We start from the raw sequence: 24,242 nt of genomic DNA, 5'->3' as shown, positions 1-24,242 counted from the left end.
TGCGCTTACATTAAGTTTGGTAATAAAAACATGATTGATAATGACTTGTCTACAAGACAAACGTTCCGCCGATTATGGCCTACGATCGCGCCTTTTAAAGCGGGTTTAATAGTTGCAGCAATTGCTTTGATTATCAACGCAGCGGGCGATGCGTTTATGATTTCTTTATTAAAGCCTTTACTCGATGAAGGGTTTGATAAAGCTGATAATGATGTCTTAAAATGGTTGCCTATTGCCGTATTAGGCTTGGTTATTATTCGTGGTTTATCCAGTTTTGTTTCAACCTACTGCGTTTCATGGGTTTCTGGTAAAGTCGTGATGAGTATGCGTCGCCGGTTATTTGGTCATATGATGGGTATGCCTGTAAGTTACTTTGATCAGCAATCAACAGGGACACTATTATCTCGCATTACGTATGATTCAGAACAAGTTGCGGCATCCTCATCTGGTGCATTAATTACCATTATTCGTGAAGGTGCTTATATCATCGGCTTATTTGCGATGATGTTTTACTATAGCTGGCAATTATCATTAATTTTAATTGTTATAGCGCCGCTTGTTTCTATCGCTATTCGTATCGTTTCTAAGCGTTTCCGTAAGATCAGCAAAAACATGCAAACAGGAATGGGGCATGTTACGGCTAGTGCAGAACAGATGTTAAAAGGGCATAAAGAAGTTTTAATTTTTGGTGGACAAAAAGTTGAAACTCAGCGCTTTAATAAAGTCAGTAATAATATGCGTAGCCAATCGATGAAAATGGTGACTGCATCAGCAATTTCTGACCCTATAGTGCAATTAATCGCTTCTTTTGCTTTAGCCTTTGTTCTTTATGCCGCAAGCTTTCCTGAAATTCGTGAGCATTTAACATCAGGTACTATTGCAGTTGTATTTTCATCTATGTTTGCATTAATGCGTCCATTAAAATCATTAACCAACGTTAACTCTCAGTTCCAACGTGGTATGGCTGCATGTCAAACGTTGTTTGCTATCTTAGATTCTGAACAAGAGAAAGATGAAGGAACAAAAGTGTTAGCGAAAGTGAAAGGAGATATTGAATTTAAAAATGTCACTTTTACGTATGCAACTAAAGATCATCCTGCACTAGATGATATTTCATTTTCATTGCCGGCAGGCAAATCTGTTGCTTTGGTTGGACGTTCAGGGTCGGGTAAATCAACAATTGCGAATCTAATTACGCGTTTTTACGACATTGATGAAGGTAGTATTTGCATTGATGGTCATGATATCCGTGACTATACGCTTGAGTCGCTACGTAGCCAAGTTGCTTTGGTATCGCAACATGTTTACCTATTTAACGATACCATTGCGAATAATATTGCTTATGCAACTGATGGGCGCTATACCCGCGAGCAAATTGAAAAAGCAGCAGAAATGGCTTATGCCATGGATTTTATTGCTAAACTTGATAAAGGTTTAGATACTATGATTGGTGAAAACGGCGTGATGCTTTCAGGTGGCCAACGTCAGCGGATTGCAATTGCTCGTGCTTTATTGCGTGATGCGCCAATTTTAATCCTTGATGAAGCAACTTCAGCTTTAGATACAGAATCTGAAAGAGCGATCCAAGCAGCACTGGATGAATTGCAGAAAAATAGAACATCTTTAGTGATCGCACACCGCTTATCAACAATTGAAAATGCGGATGAGATCTTAGTCGTACAAGATGGTCATATTATTGAGCGTGGTAACCATAAGGCATTATTAGCTGAAAATGGTGCATATGCTCAACTACATAAAATTCAATTTAGCAAATGATACAACGCATTTGGTCTGGCCAATCGTGGCTTTATATCTTACTTCTACCGCTATCATTTCTGTATGGCGCGATAGCATTGATTCGGCGTATTGGTTATAAAGTTGGGTTATTTCGTTCTTGGAAAGCGCCAGTTCCAGTGATTGTTGTCGGTAATTTAACAGCTGGGGGAAATGGTAAAACCCCAGTTGTCATTTGGCTAGTTGAATCATTAATGCAACAAGGTTATCGAGTTGGTGTTGTTTCTCGTGGTTATGGTGGGAAATCTGAACATTACCCTCTACTTATATCATCAGCAACGACGACGGCAGAAGCGGGTGATGAGCCAGTTTTGATTTATCATCGGACAAAAGCGCCTGTTGCTGTTGCACCAAAACGTAGTGAGGCCGTAAAAGCATTACTCGATAGCCATGTATTAGATGTGATCATTACGGATGATGGTTTACAGCATTATGCGTTAGATAGAGATTATGAAATTGTTGTTATTGATGGGCAGCGTCGTTTTGGTAATGGCTGGTGGATACCCGCAGGGCCAATGCGTGAACGTGCGGGTCGCCTTAAAAGCGTTGATGCTTTAATTGTGAATGGTGGTAGTGCTCAATCTAATGAAACCGCAATGGTTTTAACTGGGGACGTTGCCATTAATTTATTGACTGGTGAAAAACAGCTTGTTAGCTCCCTTAAAACAGTTATTGCGATGGCAGGGATCGGCCATCCACCACGTTTTTTTACTTCCTTAGAAAAAAAAGGGCTAGAGCTGGCTCAAACATATGCTTTTGCAGATCATCATCCTTATCACCAGCAACAGCTTTCAACATTAACGCCAAATAATGAACCGTTGTTGATGACTGAAAAAGATGCGGTCAAATGTCGGTCCTTTGCACAATCTAATTGGTGGTATCTTCCTGTCACTGCTTCTTTTGACCTTATAGGTGAACAAAAGATTTTAAGTGAAATAAAAAATATCATTGTTGATAGCAAAAAAATTTGCGTCTAATCGTTTACTATGATAATAATATCGACAACGTGATGTAGATCTACTTATTAATGTATACAAGTGTAATTCATTAATAAATGATACGTATACTAAGTTAAGTTCACGGCCAACTGCTTTAGTCAGTCTTTAAAACCCTCACATTTCTGCATTTACTCATCAGTTTTGTCATCTAAGTGTCAAAAAATACTGTTAAGTTACAGAGAATAACTAGTGTGTGGAAGGTCGTTAAGTAATGTGTGTAATTAAGTAATTGCACATCAAATGGTAAAAGTTTACTTACTCTTACAACGTTTTAATAAATCGGCAATTTATAATGGGGTGACGATATAAGAGTACTAGTACAACAATAAATAGAATTATTGTTCTTAGAACAAAAGGAGTTTTAATATGAATTTTCAATTACATATGGGTCGTGTTAAATGGTTTGATGCAAATGAAGGTTATGGGTTTATTTCGCCAGTGAATGGCGGTGATGATATCTTTGTTACTCGAAAATCAATTGCAAATAAAAAAATTAAATCATTATCTGAAGGCCAAAACGTCGAGTTTTCTGTTACTCGTAATTCTGATGGCATAACGGCTGCTGACGTTATTGCTTATTAATTAAATAGTTAACAGTAGTACTTCTCCTGCTTCTATCCTCTCAATTCCTTGCAGGAGATGTTATCCAAAAAGATTAAAGTTAACGGTGATATCTGCTTGTGTTATCCTGAGCCGAAGTGAGTTAAATCCATTTGGGAGAAAACATGGATCACCGTTTACTTGAAATCATAGCTTGTCCTGTCTGTCATGGTAAGTTGAGTTATAATAAAGAAAATCTTGAACTTATCTGCAAATTTGATCACCTCGCATATCCTATCCGTGATGGCATCCCTGTTTTGCTTGAAAATGAAGCTCGACAAGTCTCATTAGATGAAGGGCAGTAATCATTATGTTTACTGTTATTATTCCTGCTCGTTATGCATCAACGCGCTTACCAGGCAAACCTTTGGCTGATATCCATGGGAAACCTATGGTGGTTCGAGTTATGGATCAAGCGGTTAAATCTGGAGCATCTCGTGTGATTGTCGCGACAGATCATCCTGATGTCGCAAATGCCGTTATTCAGGCAGGTGGTGAAGCTTGCATGACGAACCCTAACCATCAGTCAGGTACTGAGCGCTTAGCTGAAGTGATTGACACTTATGGTTTTGCTGATGATGAAATCATTGTTAACGTTCAGGGTGATGAGCCATTAATTCCTCCTGAAATTATTAGCCAAGTTGCAGGTAATCTTCAGGGGAGCAAAGCTCAAATGGGGACGCTTGCTGTACCTATTGATGATGCTAAAGAAGCTTTCAACCCTAATGCCGTCAAAGTAGTGACTGACCACGAAGGTTATGCACTGTATTTTTCTCGTGCAACCATACCTTGGGATAGAGATCGCTTTGCTGTTAACCAAAATACAATTGGTGATCACTTCTTACGCCATATTGGTATTTACGCTTACCGCGCAGGCTTTATCCGTCGTTATATTACTTGGCAGGCTAGCCCATTAGAAAAAATCGAAATGCTAGAGCAATTAAGAGTGCTATGGTATGGCGAGAAAATTCATGTTGCTGTTGCTAAAAAAGCGCCGGGTGCAGGTGTTGATACACCTGAAGATCTTGAAGTCGTGAGGCAGCAGTTCCAATAATTTATTTTCTGGAAAAGGTGTGCACTCGATTAATGAGCCACACCTTTTTTATTTATTCGGCTTCAATCGTATTCGGAGTTAATAACGGGGCTTCAAGTGGCTGAGTATTATCTGGTTTTAAATAGAACCAAATAGAACCTATTAACTCATACCAAGCACGTTCACTATGGCTAAAATAATAAGCTGATGGAATGTATTTCTCCCATGGATTGAGAGCTGTTTTAATTGCCAATTGGTTGGCAGGAGCAGGGATCGGTTGCATGCCTCTTGTCGTAAACATGGTGATTGCTCTCGGTAAATGATTGGCAGATGTGACTAGCAAGAAAGGCTCTTTACCGATAATTTTTTCGACTTCAAAAGCTTCTTCTTGAGTATCTTTCGGTTCAGTTAACGCTATTGTATCTGTTGCTGGTACGCCCAGTGATTGCGCAACCATTGCTGCCACTTCAGCACTACTAATCGTACTGCTGGCTTTACCTCCAGTAAAAATAAGCTTACTACCCGGATATTTTAAATATAAACGCACCCCTTCAGTAACTCGTGGAAGGCTGTTATTAAGTAAATTAGAGCTTGGGCTCCAATCAGGGTTATAAGTAAAACCACCACCAAGTACGACAATATAGTGAATATTTTCAGGCGGGTTAGCAGTAATCAACTCATAGCGCTTATCAAATTTCCCTTCAACAGGAGCCAGCAACCGATCAGAGATTGGTTGAAGGCCTAATAATGCAATAACAATAAAGCTGAATGAAACACAGGTTTTCCCGACTTTTTGCCAGCGTGTGAACCATAACAATAGGATACCGATAAACCCTAAAATTAGCAGAAGGGGGAGTGGCATCAATAATGCACCAAGGTATTTTTTCAAAAGAAATAACATAAGTGGACCTATTTTTTTAGATTTATCGTCAATTTATTGTTCAGATTACGCTATGGTATGCCAAAATAAGGCTATTATCTGTTATCATTGAGGTTTAGCTGACTTCAGCACCCTGCATGATGTTTAAGCTTAATTTTAGCTGAATTTGCCTTAAATCATATTCTGAATTTGATCTTATTTGATTTGCTATGAAAGCTGCAAGATAAGTACAGTCTGATTTGGTAAGTAGGCATGAATTTAATCGACAAAAATAGTACATTTTTAGGATCACCGGATAACACATGGTAGACCGCAATTTTGATGATATTGCTGATAAATTTGCAAAAAACATCTATGGAACGACAAAAGGCAAAATCCGCGAAGCTGTTGTGTGGCAGGATCTCACGCATTTAATTAGCAGCCAATTTTCTGGGCAAACACTACGTATATTAGATGCAGGTGGTGGCGAAGGGTATTTTTCGCGTAAACTTGCCGCGTTAGGCCACCAAGTCATACTTTGCGATTTATCCGAAGAGATGCTGGAGCGAGCGAGCGAGCTTGCGCAAGCCCAAGGGATTAGCGAAAATATGCGCTTTATCCATTGCGCTGTACAGGATATAGGGCAGCACATTGAGCAACCTGTCGATTTAGTCCTTTTCCATGCGGTGTTAGAATGGATCAGCGATCAAAAATATGCAATTGAGCAGTTGGTCGATATAATTAAGCCTCAAGGTGCATTTTCTGTCATGTTCTATAATGCTAATGGCCTAGTGATGCGAAATGCTATTTTAGGTAATTTTCACCTTGCTACGCCGCATATTCAACGTCGCCGTAAGCGGTCATTATCACCGCAAAATCCATTATTACCGCAGCAAGTCGATGAGTGGTTATCGGATTGCAAAATGGATATTATTGGCAAAAGTGGTGTCAGAGTATTTCATGATTACCTACAAAGTAGGCAGTTGCAGCAAAAAGATTTCCCTGCATTGCTGGAATTAGAGCAGCGATATTGTCGTCAGGAACCCTATATTAGTATGGGACGTTACATTCATGTCATGGCACGAAAACCAATAATAAAGGACGATATATGAGTGATTTTTCCCAGACCGTTCCTGAGCTCGTGTCCTGGGCACGAAAAAATGATTTTTCGATTTCATTACCGGCAGAGCGTTTAGCTTTTTTGCTAGCGGTTGCTGTATTAAACAGTGAGCGTGTTAACGGTGAAATGAGTGAAGGGGAGCTGATTGATGCATTTCGCGAAGTTTGCAAAGGGTTTGAGCAAACCACGGAATCTTTATCGGTTAGGGCGAATAATGCTATCAATGATATGGTTCGCCAGAAAATATTTAACCGCTTCACTAGTGAAATAGTGGAAGGCAATGCTATTTACCGTTTGACGTCACTTGGCATTGGAATTAGTGATTATTATATTCGTCAGCGTGAGTTTTCGACGCTTAGACTGTCAATGCAGCTATCGATCGTGGCGGGAGAGCTACAGAGATCGGCTGAAGCAGCTGAAGAAGGCGGTGATGAATTCTATTGGCATCGCTTTGTTTTTGCACCACTAAAATATTCTGTTGCAGAGATTTTCGACAGTATCGATCTTACTCAACGTGTGATGGATGAGCAGCAAAACGGCATTAAAGAAGATATTGCTGCATTATTAAATCAAGATTGGCAAGCTGCTATTGCCAACTGTGAGCAACTGCTCTCAGAAACATCAGGCACATTGCGGGAACTACAAGATACCTTAGAGGCTGCAGGTGATAAATTACAGGCAAACTTATTACGCATTCAAGAAGCGAATATGAATGCCCCCGAGTTTTCTGATAGGGTTGATAGGCTCGTTTATGATTTACAGAACAAATTAGACCGTATTATTAGCTGGGGTCAACAATCTATTGATTTATGGATTGGATACGATCGCCACGTTCATAAATTTATCCGTACCGCGATTGATATGGATAAAAATCGTATTTTCTCTCAGCGCCTTCGTCAATCAGTTCAACAATATCTTGATCGTCCATGGGCGTTGACTTATGCCAATGCAGATCGCTTATTCGATATGCGTGATGAAGAGTTATCATTGAATGATGAAGAAGTGATGGGCGAATTGCCGCCTGAACTTGAATTTGAAGAATTCAGTGAAGTTAATGATCGGCTGGCAGAGTTGATGGAATCCGAGTTGGCATTCTATAAACAACAACAGCAGCCACTAGATGTTGCGCGAGTGGTAGAAGAATATTTGAAACAGTATCCACAGAAACGTCATTTTGATGTCACGCGTATTATCATTGATCAGGCAGTTAAATTAGGTATCGCAGAGGCTGATTTGGCGGGGTTACCGTCAGAGTGGCAAGCAATTAATGATCACGGAGCCAAGGTGCAGGCACATGTCATCGACAAATATTGAACAATTCATGCCAATTAAATTGGCACAGGCATTGGCCAACCCTATTTTTCCAGAACTAGATAGCCAATTGCGTTCAGGGCGTCACATTAGTATTGATGATCTTGATAACCACGCATTTTTAATGGACTTTCAAGAGTCATTGGAACAATTTTATGCACGTTATAACGTTGAGCTAATTCGAGCGCCAGAAGGTTTCTTCTATTTGCGCCCACGTTCAAGCACGTTGATCCCGCGTTCAGTGCTTTCGGAACTGGATATGATGGTGGGTAAAATTCTTTGTTACCTCTATTTAAGCCCTGAGCGATTAACTAACCAAGGCATTTTTACGGCCCAAGAGTTGTTTGAAGAGCTGCTATCGTTAGCAGATGAAAGCAAGTTATTAAAATTCGTTAATCAGCGTTCAACCGGTTCTGACTTAGATAAACAAAAGCTGCAAGAAAAACTAAGAACGTCATTAAACCGTTTACGCCGTTTAGGCATGGTGCACTTTATTCAAAATGACACCAACCGATTTGTGATTTCTGAGTCGGTATTCCGTTTTGGTGCGGATGTTCGAAGTGGTGATAATGTACAAGAAGCTCAATTGCGTATGATCCGTGATGGTGAAGCCATTTCTCTCGAAGATGGGCTATCTTTACAGGATAATGGCGATGAAGAAACCGATGATAATCAAGACGCGGCTGAGAGTGATGAGGATGAACAAGTATGATTGAACGCGGTAAATTTCGCTCACTGACGCTGATTAACTGGAATGGTTTTTTTGCGCGTACCTTTGACTTAGATGAATTAGTCACTACCCTTTCAGGGGGAAATGGAGCTGGTAAATCAACCACTATGGCGGCATTTATTACTGCCATGATCCCTGATTTGACGCTACTACACTTCCGTAACACCACAGAAGCAGGGGCGACTTCAGGCTCACGCGATAAGGGCTTACATGGTAAGTTACGCCCCGGTGTTTGTTATGCCATTTTGGATGTACTTAACTCAAAACATCAACGTGTGATGGTTGGCGTTAGGTTGCAACAGGTTGCTGGGCGCGATAAAAAAGTCGATATCAAACCCTTCATGATCCAAGGCGTACCAATTGCCACCGTTCCGACAGAAATCCTAACTGAAGTTTTTGAAGGCCGCCAAGCAAAAGTTATCCCTCTTAATGATTTAAAAGAACGTATGGAAGAGCAAGAGGGGATCCACTTTAAACAATTCAACTCGATTACTGACTATCACTCAGTATTGTTTGAATTAGGTGTTCTGCCTAAGCGCTTGCGTTCAGCAAGCGATCGTAGCAAGTATTACCGTCTGATCGAAGCATCTCTTTATGGTGGTATTTCGAGTGCGATCACTCGTTCACTGCGTGATTATTTATTACCTGAGAATAGTGGGGTACGTAAGGCTTTCCAAGATATGGAAGCGGCATTACGTGAAAACCGACTAACACTAGAAGCGATCCGTGTAACACAATCCGATCGCGATTTATTTAAGCACTTAATTAGCCAAGCAACAGACTATGTTTCGGCTGACTATATGCGTCACTCCAATGAGCGACGTATTCATCTTGATTCTGCTATGGCTGCACGCAGTGAATTATTTGCTAGTCGTAAACAATTACGGCAGGAACAAGTTCGCAGTGTTGAAATTGCCCGTGAATTGAATGAGCAAAATAGCTCTTCATCTGATTTAGAAGCAGATTATCAAGCGGCGAGTGACCATTTAAACCTAGTTCAAACAGCACTTCGCCAACAAGAGAAGATCGACCGTTATCAGGCGGATATTGAAGAATTAACCTATCGCCTTGAAGAGCAGTCAGAAGTGGTTGCAGAAGCCACTGAGCGCCAAGAAGAGTTGGAAGCACGTTCAGAAGCCGCGGAAATCGAAGTTGATGAATTGAAAAGCCAATTGGCAGATTATCAGCAAGCACTCGATGTACAACAAACTCGTGCAATTCAATATCAGCAAGCGTTACAAGCACTGACACGTGCTCGTGAGCTATGTCAGTTACCTGACCTATCAATCGATAATGCTGATGAATGGTTAGAAACCTTCGAAGCTCGTGAGCAACAAGCGACAGAAACATTACTGACGTTAGAGCAGAAAATGAGTGTTGCTGATGCTGCGCATAGCCAATTTGAGCAAGCATATCAATTGGTTAAAAATATGGTTGGCGAAGTCAGCCGTAGCGATGCTTATCAACAAGCGAGAGCATTATTACGTGATTCTGCATCACAACAGCACTTAGCTGATCGTGTGCAACCATTGCGTATGCAGCTTTCTGAGCTACAACAACGTTTAGACAGCCAGCAAAATGCAGAACGTTTGTTAAGTGAATTCTGTAAGCGTCATAATAAAAGTTATGAGCCTGATGAACTTGATGCATTAATGGCAGAACTTGAGGCTCAGCAAGAAGAATTAAGCGTTGGCGTAAGTGAAAGCGGTGAGCGCCGTATGCAAATGCGTCAAGAGCTTGAACAAATTCGCCAGCGTATTCAATTGCTAACCTCTAAAGCACCTGCATGGTTAATGGCACAAGATGCATTAACACAGTTGAATGAACAAGCAGGTGAAACTTTTGAGTCAAGTAGTGCGGTGACAGAACACATGCAACAACTGCTTGAGCAAGAAAGGGAAATCACTGTTGAACGTGATGAAGTTGCTGCACAGCGACGAGAGCTAGAAAAACAAATCGAACGCCTTAGCCAACCAAGCGGTGCCGAAGATGGTCGGATGTTAGCGCTGGCGGAACGGTTGGGTGGTGTACTGTTGTCTGAAATTTATGATGACATCACTATTGATGATGCACCATATTTCTCAGCGCTTTATGGTCCTGCCCGTAATGGTATCGTTGTTCAAGATCTCTCTGTTGTGCGTAGTCAATTAGAAACACTGCAAGATTGCCCTGAAGATGTTTACTTTATTGAAGGGGATCCATCATCTTTCGATGATAGTGTCTTTGATGCTGAAGAATTTGAGAATTCAGTTTTAGTTCGCTCATCTGATAGACAATGGCGTTTTTCTCGCTATCCAGAAGTACCATTATTTGGCCGTGCAGCGCGTGAAACACATCTTGATTCATTAACTTTAGAGCGTGATGGGTTGGCTGAACGCTATGCCACGTTATCGTTTGATGTTCAAAAAATTCAGCGTTCGCATCAAGCGTTTAGCCGTTTTATCGGCCAACACATATCAGTTGCATTTGAAACTGATCCCGAAGCAGAAATTCGTACGCTCAATCAAAAACGTACTGAGCTAGAACGTGGTTTATCGCAGTTTGAAGAACAAACTCAGCAGCAGCGCCAACAATATTCACAAGGTAAAGAGAGCTTATCAGCGCTGAACCGCTTGATCCCATTAGTTGGCTTATTAATGGATGAAACGCTAGCAGATCGCGCTGATGAAATTCGTGATGAATTATCTGATGCGGAGGAAGCAGCTCATTTCCTGAACAAACATGGACAATCACTGGCGAAATTAGAGCCGATAGTCACTGTGCTATTGAGCGATCCTGAACAGCATGATCAGTTACGCCAAGATTATGAAACCGCCAAACATACTCAGCAAACGGCTAAACAACAAGCATTTGCATTAGTTGAAGTGGTACAACGCCGTGCGCACTTTAGCTACAGTGATTCTACAGGTATGGTTAATGAGAACGCTGATCTCAATGAAAAACTACGTCAGCGTTTGGAACAAGCAGAGGGTGAACGTAGCCGGGCTCGTGAACAACTACGTCAGCAGCAATCGCAATCAGCGCAATTTAATCAGGTTTTAGCCTCTTTACGCAGCTCTTTTGACACTAAACAAGAGATGTTAAAAGAGCTAGAAGCTGAAATGCAGGATATTGGTGTTAAAGCGGATCCTGAGGCACAAGAAAGAGCTCGTATTCGCCGTGATGAATTGCACCAGTCAGTGATGGCAAATCGTAGTCGCATTAACCAGTTAGAGAAGCAACTCACCCTATGTGAAGCAGAAATGGATAACCTGCAAAAACGCATTCGTAAGTTAGAAAAAGATTATTATTTACTGCGTGAACAAGTTGTTTCAGCGAAAGCAGGATGGTGTGCGGTAATGCGGTTGGTGAAAGATAACGGTGTTGAACGTCGTTTACATCGTCGCGAATTAGCCTACACCGACGGTGATAGCTTACGTTCAATGTCAGATAAGGCATTGGGTGCTTTACGCTTAGCAGTTGCTGATAATGAACACTTACGGGATGTATTGCGTTTATCTGAAGATCCAAAGCGTCCAGAGCGCAAAATTCAGTTCTTTATTGCCGTTTATCAACATTTGCGTGAACGTATTCGTCAAGACATCATTCGAACAGATGATCCAATCGACGCTATTGAGCAAATGGAAATTGAGTTAGCACGCTTAACTGAAGAGTTGACTGCTCGTGAGCAAAAACTGGCAATTAGTTCGAAGAGCGTAGCAAATATTATTCGCAAAACCATTCAACGCGAGCAAAATCGTATTCGCATGTTGAACCAAGGCTTGCAGGCGGTAGCATTCGGTCAAGTGAAAGGGGTTCGACTCAACGTCAATATCCGTGAAAGTCACTCTTTACTGTTAACGGTATTATCAGAAGAAAGCGAACTGCACCAAGACCTGTTTACCAGCCAGCGATTAACCTTCTCTGAAGCGATGGCTAAGTTGTATCAACGTTTGAATCCACAAGTCGATGTAGGTCAGCGTTTACCACAAACCATTGGTGAAGAGCTATTAGACTATCGTAACTATCTTGAGCTGGAAGTTGAGGTTAACCGTGGTTCTGATGGTTGGTTGAAAGCAGAAAGTGGTGCCTTGTCGACGGGGGAAGCTATCGGTACAGGTATGTCAATACTTGTGATGGTGGTGCAAAGCTGGGAAGAAGAATCACGTCGTTTACGTGCCAAAGATATCATACCTTGCCGCTTGTTGTTCCTTGATGAAGCTGCACGTTTGGATGCGAAATCGATCGCCACGCTATTTGAACTGTGTGATCGTTTAGAGATGCAATTGATTATTGCAGCGCCTGAAAATATCAGCCCTGAGAAAGGAACCACTTATAAGTTGGTTCGTAAAGTATTTGAAAACCGAGAGCATGTACATGTAGTTGGTTTAAAAGGTTTTGGTCAAGAAACAACAAACCAGCAAGTGCCATGAGCGCAAGAATAAGCAGCTAATTATTTCAAATAAATTTAAATCGGCGCTAATTATTGTTAGCGCCGTTTTTTTTATTCTTATGTAACTTAAATTAAATTGATTAATTACCGATAAAACAGAATATCAGTATGAGATATATGTCTCATTTTTATGATAATAAAGACATTATGATTTATTTTCTTGTGATGCATAACAAAAAATGATGTACATATCGCTATGGTTTGCACTTGTATTGCACACTAGCTAATCAATCAATTAAGGATTACACATGAAAAAAACGACACTGACTTTAAGTGCCATTGCTTTGGTGCTCAGTTTTACCGCAACATCACAGGCAAAAGTATTAATGCCAGAAGTCGTCAGTCCAGGGGTAACAGTGGCTCAACTTGCTGAGCAGAAACCAGTTCATTGGGTTTCTATTGAGCAAATTAAAAATAGCCTAGAAGGTCAAGCTCCGATGGCGGTGGGTTTTGATATTGATGATACCGTATTATTTTCTAGCCCAGGTTTCTACCGTGGTAAGCTCGAATATTCACCAAATGATTTTAGCTACTTAAAGAATATCGAATTTTGGGAAAAAATGAATAACGAGTGGGATAAGTTCAGTATGCCAAAACAAGTGGGTATTGATTTAGTTCAAATGCACTTAAAACGTGGTGATACTGTTTACTTTATTACTGGACGTACTAAAACGAAAACAGAAACGGTCACTAAATATGTTCAAGAAGGGATGCGTATCCCAGCTGATAAAATGAACCCAGTTATTTTTGCGGGTGATGAGCCTGGGCAAAATAATAAAGTAAGTTGGATGCGTGATCATAAACTAAAAATTTATTATGGTGATGCAGATGCTGATATTGCAGCGGCTCGTGAATTGAACATTCGTGGCATCCGTATATTACGTGCAGCAAACTCATCTTACCAGCCATTGCCTAAGGCAGGCCAATTTGGTGAAGAAGTGGTTATAAATTCAGAATACTAATTAACTTTCTGAATACTGTAAAAAGGTGCTAAGCACCTTTTTACAGTTCAATCATATAATGATTAATACCAAAGTATCTATGCGGAAAATACGGTGACTTTATTATTTAGGATTGGTGCGTATAAACGCGTATCTTTAAGTCATATTAATTTATGTTATACACTCGTCATACTTCGAGTTACAGCGTTGTTGACTAGGTTTACTCGCGCCAGTTACATAATTTTCTATGTTTCTCGCGATTCATTCACTTGTCGCTTAAAGGGATCTCGAATTATTTAGAGCATAAGGTGGTTAAATAAATATCTACCATTCATCTTATGTGTAAATAATTCTGCTTTTCATTTACGCAATATTATTCTTTTTTTGTATATCAACTAAGCTGATTTTATGTTATTTAAAGATAAAATTAGTCAATTCCTATAACATTTAATTCAAGCATTAAATACAATACGCCTCAATAATTTTGAGTTACGGTTAAACTGTAACTGGAAAAGCGATGAACAACGTCGTCAAAATAATAAAAAAGATTATTATCCATATGTGGTCATTTAAGGTGGATTTATGGCAAAAAGAAGAGTGAAAGCTCTGCAACTCTCGGTAATTTGTGGGCTACTGTCGATACAATTTCCGGTTTTTTCAGCACAAGATGTTTCTGCACAGAATAATGGGCAAGTCTCGAGTGAAGAGGTTGCACCACAGCAAATCGTTACAGCCGCACCTGTAGAGGTGATTAGTCCTGCTGAAAGCTTATCTCAAATTACAGCGGCATTACCAGCGGGAGCTAAGCCGATATTTTCTTCACAGTTGGCAAAAATTTATGCAGATAGGCAAATGAAATTGTTATGGCAAGATGAAACTGCCATCGAGCAATTTCAACAGCAGCTAGCAGAGTTGGCACTTTCTGGAGTACAGCCTCAGTTTAGTGAATGGCTATTAGCTTTAGAAAATACTCAATTGGGTGAATTAGGGAGAGATGTCATTCTCTCTGATGCTATGTTGGGATATTTACAATATCTATCAGGTATTTCCACTAATGGGCAATTTTGGTTATACCGCAAGCAGCCTTATAAATTAGTTGAGCCAACGGCAGCACAAACAAAGCCATGGTTAGACTCCGTTTCTGAAAATCGCCTTAGCGAGTGGGTTAAAGCTCAAGCACCGCAGCATGAGTTGTACCAGCCTATGCGTAAGGAAATGTTGAAACAGCTTAATATGAATGATGATGGTTTAGAGTTAGTCGATACTAAGACACTCAAACCAGGTCAATCCAGCGATGATGTGATCACACTGCGTGAAATTTTATATCGCCAAGGCTTACTTGATGAGGCCGCTGTGGGAGAGGTATTAGATGCTTCAGCAGCTGAAACTGAAAAAGCGGCAGCAACAGCAAAAGCACGTTTATACAGTGATGAGTTGGTTGAAGCAGTTAAGAAATTCCAGCTGCAATATGGCTTAGAAGCAGATGGCATGGTCGGTAAGGGCACTAAAGTTTGGCTAAACATGAAACCCCAGCAAAAAGCAGGGTTGATGGCGCTGAATATACAACGCTTACGTATTATTCCTGAAAGTAATGGAACAGGGATTTTAGTGAATATTCCTGGTTTTTCATTAAACTTTTATCTCAATAATGATGTGATTTTAGATTCAAAAGTGATTGTTGGACGCCCTGATCGTAAAACACCGATTATGAGCAGTGCATTGAATAACGTGGTGATTAACCCGCCATGGAGCGTACCAACTAGCATGGCACGTAAGGATATTGCACCGAAAGGTAAGCAAGATCCGAGCTACTTTAGTCGCAAAGGCTATACGGTTTATTCGGGGTGGGGGCAGGATTCTTTTGAAATTGACCCATATTCGATAGACTGGGAGCAAATTTCCCCTGCCAATTTCCCGTATCGTATTCGCCAAGCTCCTGGGCCTACAAATTCTTTAGGTCGTTACAAGTTTAATATGCCAAGCTCTGATGCTATTTATTTACACGATACGCCAAACCATAGCTTATTTAACCGTAGCGCAAGGGCAATTAGTTCAGGCTGTGTACGGGTTAATAAGGCCAATGAATTAGCGACGATTTTATTAGGGGATGCTGGCTGGGAGCAAAAGCGTATTGATGGTGCGGTCAAAGAGGGAACAACAAGGTATGTGAATATACCAGATAGAATCCCAGTTTATTTGTATTATCAAACAGCTTGGGTGGATAAAGATCAGCAACCTCAATATCGAGCAGATATTTATCAATATGACGACAGTATTGATAATGCGGAAGAATACCTACCAGCAATAAAAAATATCCTGCATTAATTCTTATTTGATTTCAGGGGGGTTCTCCCTGAAATCATTCTTAAACACGGATGAATACGTATACTCAAATTTCACGTTATTTGGTTTTTATTACCTTTCTTAAAGTAAAAAAGATTATTTTTAACCAAAAATAGGTGATCTGGTTCACTTTTTTGATGATAACAATTCTAATTTGCGCTTATTTACTCATTTATTTACATTTTTATACATTCAAATTAAATATCATTTGTTAGACTGTTGAATAGTGCGGGTTTTGCCCTATTTAAATCACGTAATTAAAATCTGAGTTATTCACTATGGATATAATCGACCAAAATCGCCGCAAGTGGTTAGGTGTTGGCGCAGCAACTCTCGGGCTGAGCTTATTACCAAGTCATGTATTTGCTGCTATGACCACCCCTAGACCAAGAATTTTGCGTTTTCAAAATATCAACACTGGTGAATTTTTGAAAACAGAATTTTTTGATGGTCGTCATTATAATAAATCAGAACTGGCTCGGCTAAATCACCTGTTCCGTGATCATCGTAGCGATAAAGTGAAAACCATTGATCCTAAATTGTTCGATCAAATTTATCTGTTGCAGATGATGATGGGGTCAAATAAACCTATCCAACTTATTTCTGGCTACCGCTCTTTGGAAACCAATAATGCATTGCGTCGTAGTAGTAGCGGAGTGGCTAAAAAAAGCTATCATACTCGCGGGCAAGCGATGGATTTCCATATCGAAGGCTTGCAGTTGAGTAATATCCGTAAAGCTGCGCTGAAGATGAAAGCGGGTGGAGTGGGGTATTATCCACGAAGTAATTTTGTGCATATAGATACGGGCCCGGCCCGCACCTGGTAATTATAATTATTCGTCATAATTCACGCCGCAGCGTTGTTGACTACGCTCGGCTACCCGAGTCACATACTTATGTATGCTCCTCGGGATATCCTCACTTGTCGCCTAGCTGCAACGCGAATTATTTAGAATAATTGTCAGCCTATTGAATCCTATTTAAATCATTTTAGGTCGAAAGTGATTCTGTTGTTTTAAGTGTCGCAGGTTGCCTTGTTTCCTTTCATTTACACTCTTCTCTGACTTCGGTATGCTCCCATTAATTATTTTATTCTTTTAGCTGTTGTGCAGATGGCTTAGTGCGCATGCAGCATAAATACGGAGCAAATGTTCAATGAAATACATGATTATCCCAGTAACACCGTTTCAGCAAAATTGTCAGGTTATTTGGGATGAAAATACGTTGGAAGCCGTTATTGTTGATCCGGGTGGTGAAGCGGAGAAATTGATCGCAGCTATTGAAAGCCGTGGTTTAAAACTGACTAAAATCTTACTCACTCATGGGCATTCGGATCATATTGGTGCGTCAGCAACGATTTCAAAACATTTTTCAGTACCAATTTATGGTCCGCAAAAAGAAGATGCGTTTTGGATTGAAAATTTAGCTCAACAAAATGCAATGTTTAATATCGGCGACTGTCCTGATTTCACACCTGATTATTGGTTAGAGGAGGGACAAATTGTCACTTGTGGTGGGTTAAGTTTTGATGTGCTGCATTGCCCCGGTCATACACCTGGTCATATCATTTTTGTTAATCATGCGAATAAATTGATTTCAATGGGTGATGTGTTATTTAAAGGCGGTGTAGGGCGTAGTGATTTTCCACGTGGTGATCATCAAGCGTTGATTTCTTCGATTAAAAATAAAGTATTGCCACTGGGTGATGATTATCACTTTATACCGGGTCATGGGCCAATGTCTGATCTGGGTCATGAGCGTAAAACTAATCCTTTCTTACAGGACGAGCAGCCTGTTTGGTAATCTTATAGGCCTTTAATTTGTGGATAGGCCAATAAAAAATGCCCCTCGTGCATCAAACAGAGGGGCATTTTCGTCATCGTAACTCTTTAATTGTTAGAGAATTAGATCACTTTAACGATAGCGTCACACAATGGAACCATGTTTTCAAGTGTTAAACCTGCAACGTTAATACGTCCAGAGCTAACAGCATAGATGCCAAATTCGCTACGTAGACGCTCTACCTGCTCTTTTGTCAACCCACTGAAGGAGAACATGCCATTCTGATTAATGATGAAGCTGAAGTCCTGTTTAGCACCTTTTTCTTCTAGTGTGTTAACTAGCAGCTGACGCATGCGTTTAATGCGTTCACGCATGGTGGTCAATTCTTGGATCCATTCAGCTTTTAGTGCTTCATCAGACAAAATAGTGGTAACAACTGCCGCACCATGTGCTGGTGGGTTTGAATAGTTAGCACGTATAACCGCTTTTGCTTGGCTAAATGCACGCTCTGCGTTGTCGCTATCTTTAGCAATAATAGTACAAGCACCGACACGTTCGTTGTATAAACCAAAGTTTTTCGAGTAAGAACTCGCGACGATCATTTCTGGGTTTTCTTTGGTAAAGATACGCAGACCTTCTGCATCTTCTTCTAAACCTTTTGCAAAACCTTGATAGGCAAAGTCAAATACTGGCAGTAAACCTTTCTCCGCACACAGTGTTGATAACTTAGCCCATTGCTCAGCGGTTGGATCAATACCCGTTGGGTTATGGCAGCAACCATGCAGAACAATCACATCACCAGCAACTGCTGAGGTAAGGCTGTTCAGCATACCCGCAAAATCCATACCGTGGTTTGCAGCATCATAATAATTGTAAGTTAGGACTTCTAACCCTGCGGCTTCAAAAATATTTTTATGGTTTGGCCAAGTAGGGTTGCTGATCCAAACACGTTTTGCATTGGTTTGGTTAGCGATAAAGTCAGCGGCGATACGTAGTGCACCTGTACCACCCGGAGCTTGTGCAGTACGAGCACGCTTAGAGGTGACAATTTCATGATCTTTGCCAAATAACAGCTCTTGGGTCACACGACCGAATTCTGGCATACCACTGATGGCAAGATAGTTTTTGGTGTTTTCGTTTTCTAGCAGGAATTTTTCTGCTTTTTTAACAGTGTCTAATACAGGGGTTTTACCTGATTCGTCTTTGTAGACGCCGATACCGAGGTTAATTTTATTATCGCGAGGGTCAGCGCGGAAACTATCAGCAAGGCCTAAAATAGGGTCAGCAGGGGCAGCAGTAATTTTTTCAAACATGTTGTCGATTCCAAAGCTCAGTTGTTAAGCCGAAAATGTTGAGTGCTCAGGTTAACGCGCAGAAAACAATTTGCCAACCGTTTTGCCAAAAATTGGCAAGATCTTGTGATATAGGTATAAATTGTATGCAATGTGACCAAAAATAGCACGAAAGGCAGTGTTATTGGGCTCTTTACTTATTTATCTAAAAATCTTCTCTTGAAGTCTAAAAAATGTTTATTGCGAGATTGTTCTGTTCGCGAAAAATCGATCCTTCTTATGAAAGGCGGTGGTCTATTCATTGAGCAACCTCGTTTTGTATCAGTTTTCTAGTGAGAAAACTGATCATCTTTTTTTTGAATGTACTTTCCATTATTCGCGGTTTTTTTTCTTTTTGAACTTGCGATACTGCTGAGTGTTTTAATCGAAAAGCATGCATTAGAGCCGTTTATTGCTAACAAAATAATGGAGTATCATTATGAAAAGTAAGATAAATAATGAATTAAATGAAGTGGCTAATAATACAGGAGCTATAGAGGGATCTGCTATACCAAAAGAGTTAGATATTGCACTACAGTCAGATGATGAAGTTGATTCACGTTCTTTACTGGTAAAAGCTTATGGTTTGGCGAATGATCAGTTTGCCAAAAAAGTAGGACCACATAGTGTAACAACTAATGCTGTAATTGGTGATTGCCGTGGGCTGATAGGTATTTTGGCTAAGTTGACTGTGCCCTTTGAAGGGCTTAAGTGTAATGATTCATTTCCATATGGATTTGGCAATCCTATTTCTACCAGCGTTTATTACCCATCGGATATTGAAAATCTTGAAAAGGTGCCGGTGATTAATTTTGTAGGCGGAATTCTATCAAATCAGGGGCATTACACTGAGATGATCAAACATTGGGCTAGCTATGGGTTTATTGTAGTTATTAGTTCTGATTTCATTAATTCAACACCAGCTATGCATTTACTGGGTTTTCTGTCCTTGAGCCAAATGAATCAAGACCCTAGCTCTCCTCTTTATGGGAAAATCGATTTTTCACATACTATTGTTGCAGGCCATTCGGCAGGAGGTCAGGCTGCGTTATTGACTGCAAGTTTATCCAATGAGCAATTGGGGATTATTGACTCAACTATTCGTGTATTAGGCACATTGTCTATTGAACCAGGCCCTTTAGCGCTTGGTGGTTATATTAAGAGCCCAACACTCATGTTGACTGGTATGGCTGATACAGTTGTGTCTCCTTTTACTTGGCCTCAATTATGGCAGTTATCGCTGATAAAAAAGGTGCCTGCGTGGGGGGCAACAGCACTGACAGCAACTCACTTCAGCCCAGTGAGAAAACTGGAAAGAAATGAGTTTGCTGGGATATCGACAGCATGGATGCTTTATATTGGTAAAGGGGATAAAAGTGCCAAAGCCTATTTTGTTGGTGAAGACTATAAGCTGGCAAAAGATAAACAATTTATCCAAAGTTTTCTAAATCCTTTGAGAGTTAGCCGTAATAAATTGGCAAAAGCGCTTAGCTGATAGCTGAAAATAGTTAAAGAAAGAGAGTGGTGTAGTATGGATGGACCCTATATTTAATAAGGTATTGTTTGATGGATAGCATTTTGTGGGCAATAAAAAAGCAACGCCGAAGCGTTGCTCTTCAAAACAGATTTCACTGCTATCTAAATTATTGTTTAAACAATAATTAGAATTGGTAGATCAGACCCAGACCAACTACGTTGTCTGTGTTGATGCCAGAGTCACGAGTGAAGTCGTTGTCTTTCAGCAGGTTGATTTTGTAATCAACAACTGCAGACATGTTTTTGTTGAAGTAGTAGTAAGAACCAACAGAAACATATTTAACTAGATCTTTGTTACCGTATGCACCTAGGTCTTTACCTTTTGATTGGTTATAACCGATAGATGGTTTCAGACCGAAATCGAACAGGTATTGAGCAACTAATTCAACGTTTTCAGTTTTGTTAGCAATAGTATCAGTAGAACCGTAGTGAGTAGTGTTCAGTGTTTGACCATACATTGCTGCTAAGTAAACATTGTTAGCGTCGAATTTACCACCAACGTTCCATGCTTGAGCACGATCACCACCAGCTGCGCTGTGGTCTTGTTGGTTAGTAGTACGTGCTGAGTTAGAGTAACCACCACCCAGTGATACGCCCCAACCTAAGTCGTAAGCTGCTGACAGACCGTAGCCGTCACCGTTGTTTTTGTAAGCTGCACCGTTTTTCGCGCCTGATTTGTTTTCGTCAGTGTTTTTGCCTTGATATTGCAGAGCAAAACTCAGACCATCAACATAACCAAATGCGTTGTTGTTACGGTAAGTTAACAGGTTACGGTTACGGCTAGTCATGTAAGTATCTGACTGAGCCATAGTGTCGCCGCCCCACAGTGGGAAAACGTCGGTCCATGCGTTCGTGTCATAGATAACACCGTAGTTACGGCCGTAGTCGATTGAACCGAAATCAGCAAATTTCAGACCAGCATATGCTAAACGGTTTTTGTTTTCGTTAGCATCTTCGCCTTTGTTAGTCTTAGTTTCCCACTCGAAACGACCGAAACCAGTCAGTTGGTCAGTGATTTGAGTGTCGCCTTTAACACCTAAACGAACGCGAGAATCGTCGCCATCTTCGCTTTTAGTATTGCCAGTATTGCCGCTGCCTTTACCGTCAGCGAAATAGTGACGAACGTCAACTTTACCGTAAACGTCTAATTTGTTGCCGTCTTTGTTGTATACTTCAGCTGCGTTTGCTGCGCCTGCAGCCAACAGAGCTGGGATAACCATTGCAAGAATATTGCGTTTCATCATTATTATTACCCTCATTGGTGTTATTCGGACACCTGCCACTGCCAAAAATAATTCGCAAAAATAATTGGAACTATTTATGAGAGATTAGTGTCGTCTATGTCGGCGTCCAGTGTTCCATTGCTAAATAAATTTATCTACCCTCAAAGTGCTACAAAAATAAAGATTCTGAAACAAATAGTAACAAGGTGTTTCTAAATGTAAAAAATAGACTATAAAGTAACCACTGGTATGACCAGTTTAAAAATAATTACAAAATTTAGGGAACTTTTTTAAAGGTGAAATTGAGCTTTTTTTGAACAGATTAGATAGACATAAGTAATAGATTTATCCGAAGAAAAGCGCAAAAATGATGAAAAAAACAGATTTTTCTTAGCTAAGGTAAATCGAGCTAATCAATAGACTATTTATTGAACTATGCAAACAATAGTGTGATGTAGCTAACAAATATTATAGAGGGAAGCAATAGGTGGGCCGAAATAATATCGGGCTATTTTTGTTAAAAAATAGCCCGATGAACAACATATCGCTAATAATTAGAATGCAGCATTTCTTGGTGTACGTGGGAATGGGATCACTTCACGGACGTTACCAACACCAGTCACATAGGCCACTAAGCGCTCAAAACCAAGGCCGAAACCTGAATGAGGCACGGTGCCGTAACGGCGTAGATCACGATACCACCAGTAATCTTCTTTATTCATACCCATTTCTGCAAGGCGCGCATCTAACCTATCTAGGCGTTCTTCACGTTGTGAACCACCAATGATTTCACCGATGCCAGGAGCCAGAACGTCCATTGCAGCCACCGTTTTGCCATCTTCGTTGAGACGCATATAGAAAGCTTTAATATCTTTCGGGTAGTTTTTAACAACAACAGGCGCTTTAAAGTGTTGTTCTGCCAAATAGCGCTCATGTTCAGAAGACATATCAACACCCCAGTAAACTGGGTTTTCGAATTTCTGGCCACAAGTTTCTAAGATTTTAATCGCATCGGTATAATCAACTTGAGCGAAATCTGAGCTCACAAAGTTTTCTAAGCGATTGATAACTTCTTTATCAACACGTTGAGCAAAGAACTCAAGATCGTCACGGCGTTCATCTAGTGCAGCTTTGAAGACAAACTTCAACATTTGCTCAGCCAGACCTGCAACGTCATCAAGGTTAGCAAACGCAACTTCAGGCTCAACCATCCAGAACTCAGCCAAGTGACGGCTAGTATTGGAGTTTTCAGCACGGAAGGTTGGACCAAAGGTATAGACTTTGCTCAGTGCGGTTGCATAAGCTTCACCGTTCAATTGGCCTGATACGGTTAAGAATGCTTCTTTGCCGAAGAAGTCTTCGCTAAAATCAACTTCACCTTTATCGTTACGTGGCAAGTTATTGTAGTCCAACGTTGAAACGCGGAACATTTCGCCTGCGCCTTCCGTATCTGATGCGGTGATAATTGGCGTCGAAACCCAAAAGTAGCCTTGCTCATCAAAGAAACGGTGTAGTGCTTGAGCGAGGGTATGGCGAACACGCGCAACAGCACCAATTAGGTTAGTACGTGGACGTAAATGCGCCGCTTCACGTAGGAATTCAACACTATGGCGCTTTGCTGCCATTGGATAAGTATCAGGATCTTCAACCCAACCAACCACTTTAACGGCGGTTGCCTCCATTTCAAAGGATTGACCTTGGCCTGGTGATTCTTTGACGATACCAGTCACTTCAACAGAGCAGCCTGTCGTCAAATGCAGTACTTCGTCGTTATAATTGGATAAATTATTATTGATGACAGCCTGTAATGGATTGAAGCAAGAACCGTCATAAACGGCGAGGAAAGAAAAACCAGCATTTGAATCTCTCCTTGTACGTACCCAGCCTTGAACGGTGACTTCGGAGCCAACCGCCACACGGCCTTGCAGTACATCGGCTACAGGCGCTACGATCATAAAAATTACTCTCTTTTATATAAACGAAATAAATAATGATATTTCCACTGCACTCACTAAGCATTTAAAGCTTATTTACAGGTCAGTGAACGTATTTGTGTTTCTGAAATGCGATATTTCAGAGTCGACTTTCTATGTTACTTGCCGTGGGGCAGGAAACAAGTAAAAAATCGCGCATTTGCACCAAAATGGACAAACAGATTAAGCTATAACTCAATTCACGTATTAATAGCAAGAAGAAGTGTATTTTTTGC

Annotated in this window: 18 protein-coding genes; 14 read left to right on the top strand and 4 right to left on the bottom strand. The window is 40.6% G+C overall.

From position 1 onward, the window contains the following. Window positions 1-30: 30 nt before the first annotated feature. From msbA to kdsB, 5 genes are all read left to right on the top strand, one after another. Window positions 31-1,776 carry a lipid A ABC transporter ATP-binding protein/permease MsbA gene (gene msbA / locus AC3Z9T_RS05680; protein WP_490125254.1) on the top strand — a complete coding sequence of 582 codons (1,746 nt, stop codon included), beginning with the start codon at window positions 31-33 and terminating at the stop codon, window positions 1,774-1,776. Further along, window positions 1,773-2,771, top strand: coding sequence for a tetraacyldisaccharide 4'-kinase (gene lpxK, locus AC3Z9T_RS05675; RefSeq protein ID WP_490125253.1), 999 nt, complete (start codon window positions 1,773-1,775; stop codon window positions 2,769-2,771). Before msbA ends, lpxK begins: the two co-directional genes overlap by 4 nt. 387 nt (window positions 2,772-3,158) lie before the next feature. After that, entirely contained in the window at window positions 3,159-3,374 is a 216-nt protein-coding gene (locus AC3Z9T_RS05670) for a cold-shock protein (protein WP_490125252.1), read from the top strand. A gap of 143 nt (window positions 3,375-3,517) precedes the next feature. After that, window positions 3,518-3,697, top strand: coding sequence for a Trm112 family protein (locus AC3Z9T_RS05665; RefSeq protein WP_369308184.1), 180 nt, complete (start codon window positions 3,518-3,520; stop codon window positions 3,695-3,697). A 5-nt stretch (window positions 3,698-3,702) separates the two neighbouring features. After that, window positions 3,703-4,446: a 3-deoxy-manno-octulosonate cytidylyltransferase gene (kdsB, locus tag AC3Z9T_RS05660; RefSeq protein ID WP_490125251.1), complete on the top strand. Its 744-nt coding sequence runs from the start codon at window positions 3,703-3,705 to the stop codon at window positions 4,444-4,446. Between the two features lie 52 nt (window positions 4,447-4,498). Here kdsB and elyC read toward each other — a convergent pair whose 3' ends face one another. Further along, window positions 4,499-5,326, bottom strand: coding sequence for an envelope biogenesis factor ElyC (elyC, locus tag AC3Z9T_RS05655; RefSeq protein ID WP_490125250.1), 828 nt, complete (start codon window positions 5,324-5,326; stop codon window positions 4,499-4,501). Window positions 5,327-5,607: 281 nt separating this feature from the next. Here elyC and cmoM point away from each other — a divergent pair, with 281 nt between their 5' ends. The 8 genes from cmoM to AC3Z9T_RS05615 all read left to right on the top strand — a co-directional run bounded on the left by cmoM (window position 5,608) and on the right by AC3Z9T_RS05615 (window position 17,964). Continuing rightward, complete coding sequence (gene cmoM, locus AC3Z9T_RS05650) at window positions 5,608-6,396, top strand: tRNA uridine 5-oxyacetic acid(34) methyltransferase CmoM (protein WP_490125249.1); 789 nt, start codon at window positions 5,608-5,610, stop codon at window positions 6,394-6,396. Beyond that, window positions 6,393-7,718: a chromosome partition protein MukF gene (gene mukF, locus AC3Z9T_RS05645; RefSeq protein WP_490125248.1), complete on the top strand. Its 1,326-nt coding sequence runs from the start codon at window positions 6,393-6,395 to the stop codon at window positions 7,716-7,718. Before cmoM ends, mukF begins: the two co-directional genes overlap by 4 nt. Then, the gene (gene mukE / locus AC3Z9T_RS05640; protein WP_490125247.1) at window positions 7,699-8,427 is read left to right on the top strand and encodes a chromosome partition protein MukE; all 729 of its coding nucleotides are present in this window, start codon (window positions 7,699-7,701) and stop codon (window positions 8,425-8,427) included. The genes mukF and mukE overlap by 20 nt, the downstream gene beginning before the upstream one ends. Then, window positions 8,424-12,857, top strand: coding sequence for a chromosome partition protein MukB (gene mukB / locus AC3Z9T_RS05635; protein ID WP_490125246.1), 4,434 nt, complete (start codon window positions 8,424-8,426; stop codon window positions 12,855-12,857). Before mukE ends, mukB begins: the two co-directional genes overlap by 4 nt. 268 nt (window positions 12,858-13,125) lie before the next feature. Next, entirely contained in the window at window positions 13,126-13,839 is a 714-nt protein-coding gene (gene aphA, locus AC3Z9T_RS05630) for an acid phosphatase AphA (RefSeq protein WP_490125245.1), read from the top strand. A 561-nt stretch (window positions 13,840-14,400) separates the two neighbouring features. After that, window positions 14,401-16,143, top strand: coding sequence for a L,D-transpeptidase (gene ldtD, locus AC3Z9T_RS05625; RefSeq protein ID WP_490125244.1), 1,743 nt, complete (start codon window positions 14,401-14,403; stop codon window positions 16,141-16,143). 296 nt (window positions 16,144-16,439) lie between these two features. After that, window positions 16,440-16,988: a peptidoglycan L,D-endopeptidase MepK gene (gene mepK / locus AC3Z9T_RS05620; protein WP_490125243.1), complete on the top strand. Its 549-nt coding sequence runs from the start codon at window positions 16,440-16,442 to the stop codon at window positions 16,986-16,988. Window positions 16,989-17,316: 328 nt separating this feature from the next. Next, the gene (locus AC3Z9T_RS05615; protein ID WP_490125242.1) at window positions 17,317-17,964 is read left to right on the top strand and encodes an MBL fold metallo-hydrolase; all 648 of its coding nucleotides are present in this window, start codon (window positions 17,317-17,319) and stop codon (window positions 17,962-17,964) included. Window positions 17,965-18,065: 101 nt separating this feature from the next. On the opposite strand, the gene AC3Z9T_RS05610 is transcribed toward AC3Z9T_RS05615, so the two are convergent. After that, window positions 18,066-19,256: an amino acid aminotransferase gene (locus tag AC3Z9T_RS05610; protein WP_490125241.1), complete on the bottom strand. Its 1,191-nt coding sequence runs from the start codon at window positions 19,254-19,256 to the stop codon at window positions 18,066-18,068. Window positions 19,257-19,713: 457 nt separating this feature from the next. Here AC3Z9T_RS05610 and AC3Z9T_RS05605 point away from each other — a divergent pair, with 457 nt between their 5' ends. Next, complete coding sequence (locus AC3Z9T_RS05605; protein WP_490125240.1) at window positions 19,714-20,769, top strand: poly(ethylene terephthalate) hydrolase family protein; 1,056 nt, start codon at window positions 19,714-19,716, stop codon at window positions 20,767-20,769. A 166-nt stretch (window positions 20,770-20,935) separates the two neighbouring features. Here AC3Z9T_RS05605 and AC3Z9T_RS05600 read toward each other — a convergent pair whose 3' ends face one another. After that, window positions 20,936-22,054 carry a porin gene (locus AC3Z9T_RS05600; RefSeq protein WP_490125239.1) on the bottom strand — a complete coding sequence of 373 codons (1,119 nt, stop codon included), beginning with the start codon at window positions 22,052-22,054 and terminating at the stop codon, window positions 20,936-20,938. A 533-nt stretch (window positions 22,055-22,587) separates the two neighbouring features. Continuing rightward, window positions 22,588-23,988 (bottom strand): asparagine--tRNA ligase, encoded by a 1,401-nt coding sequence (gene asnS, locus AC3Z9T_RS05595; RefSeq protein WP_490125238.1) that lies wholly within the window; start codon window positions 23,986-23,988, stop codon window positions 22,588-22,590. Window positions 23,989-24,242: the final 254 nt, after the last annotated feature.

The organism is Providencia sp. 6390 (assembly GCF_058148425.1).
The sequence above is the reverse complement of the archived record's forward strand: the minus strand, read 5'-3'. Positions and strand labels throughout refer to the sequence as shown.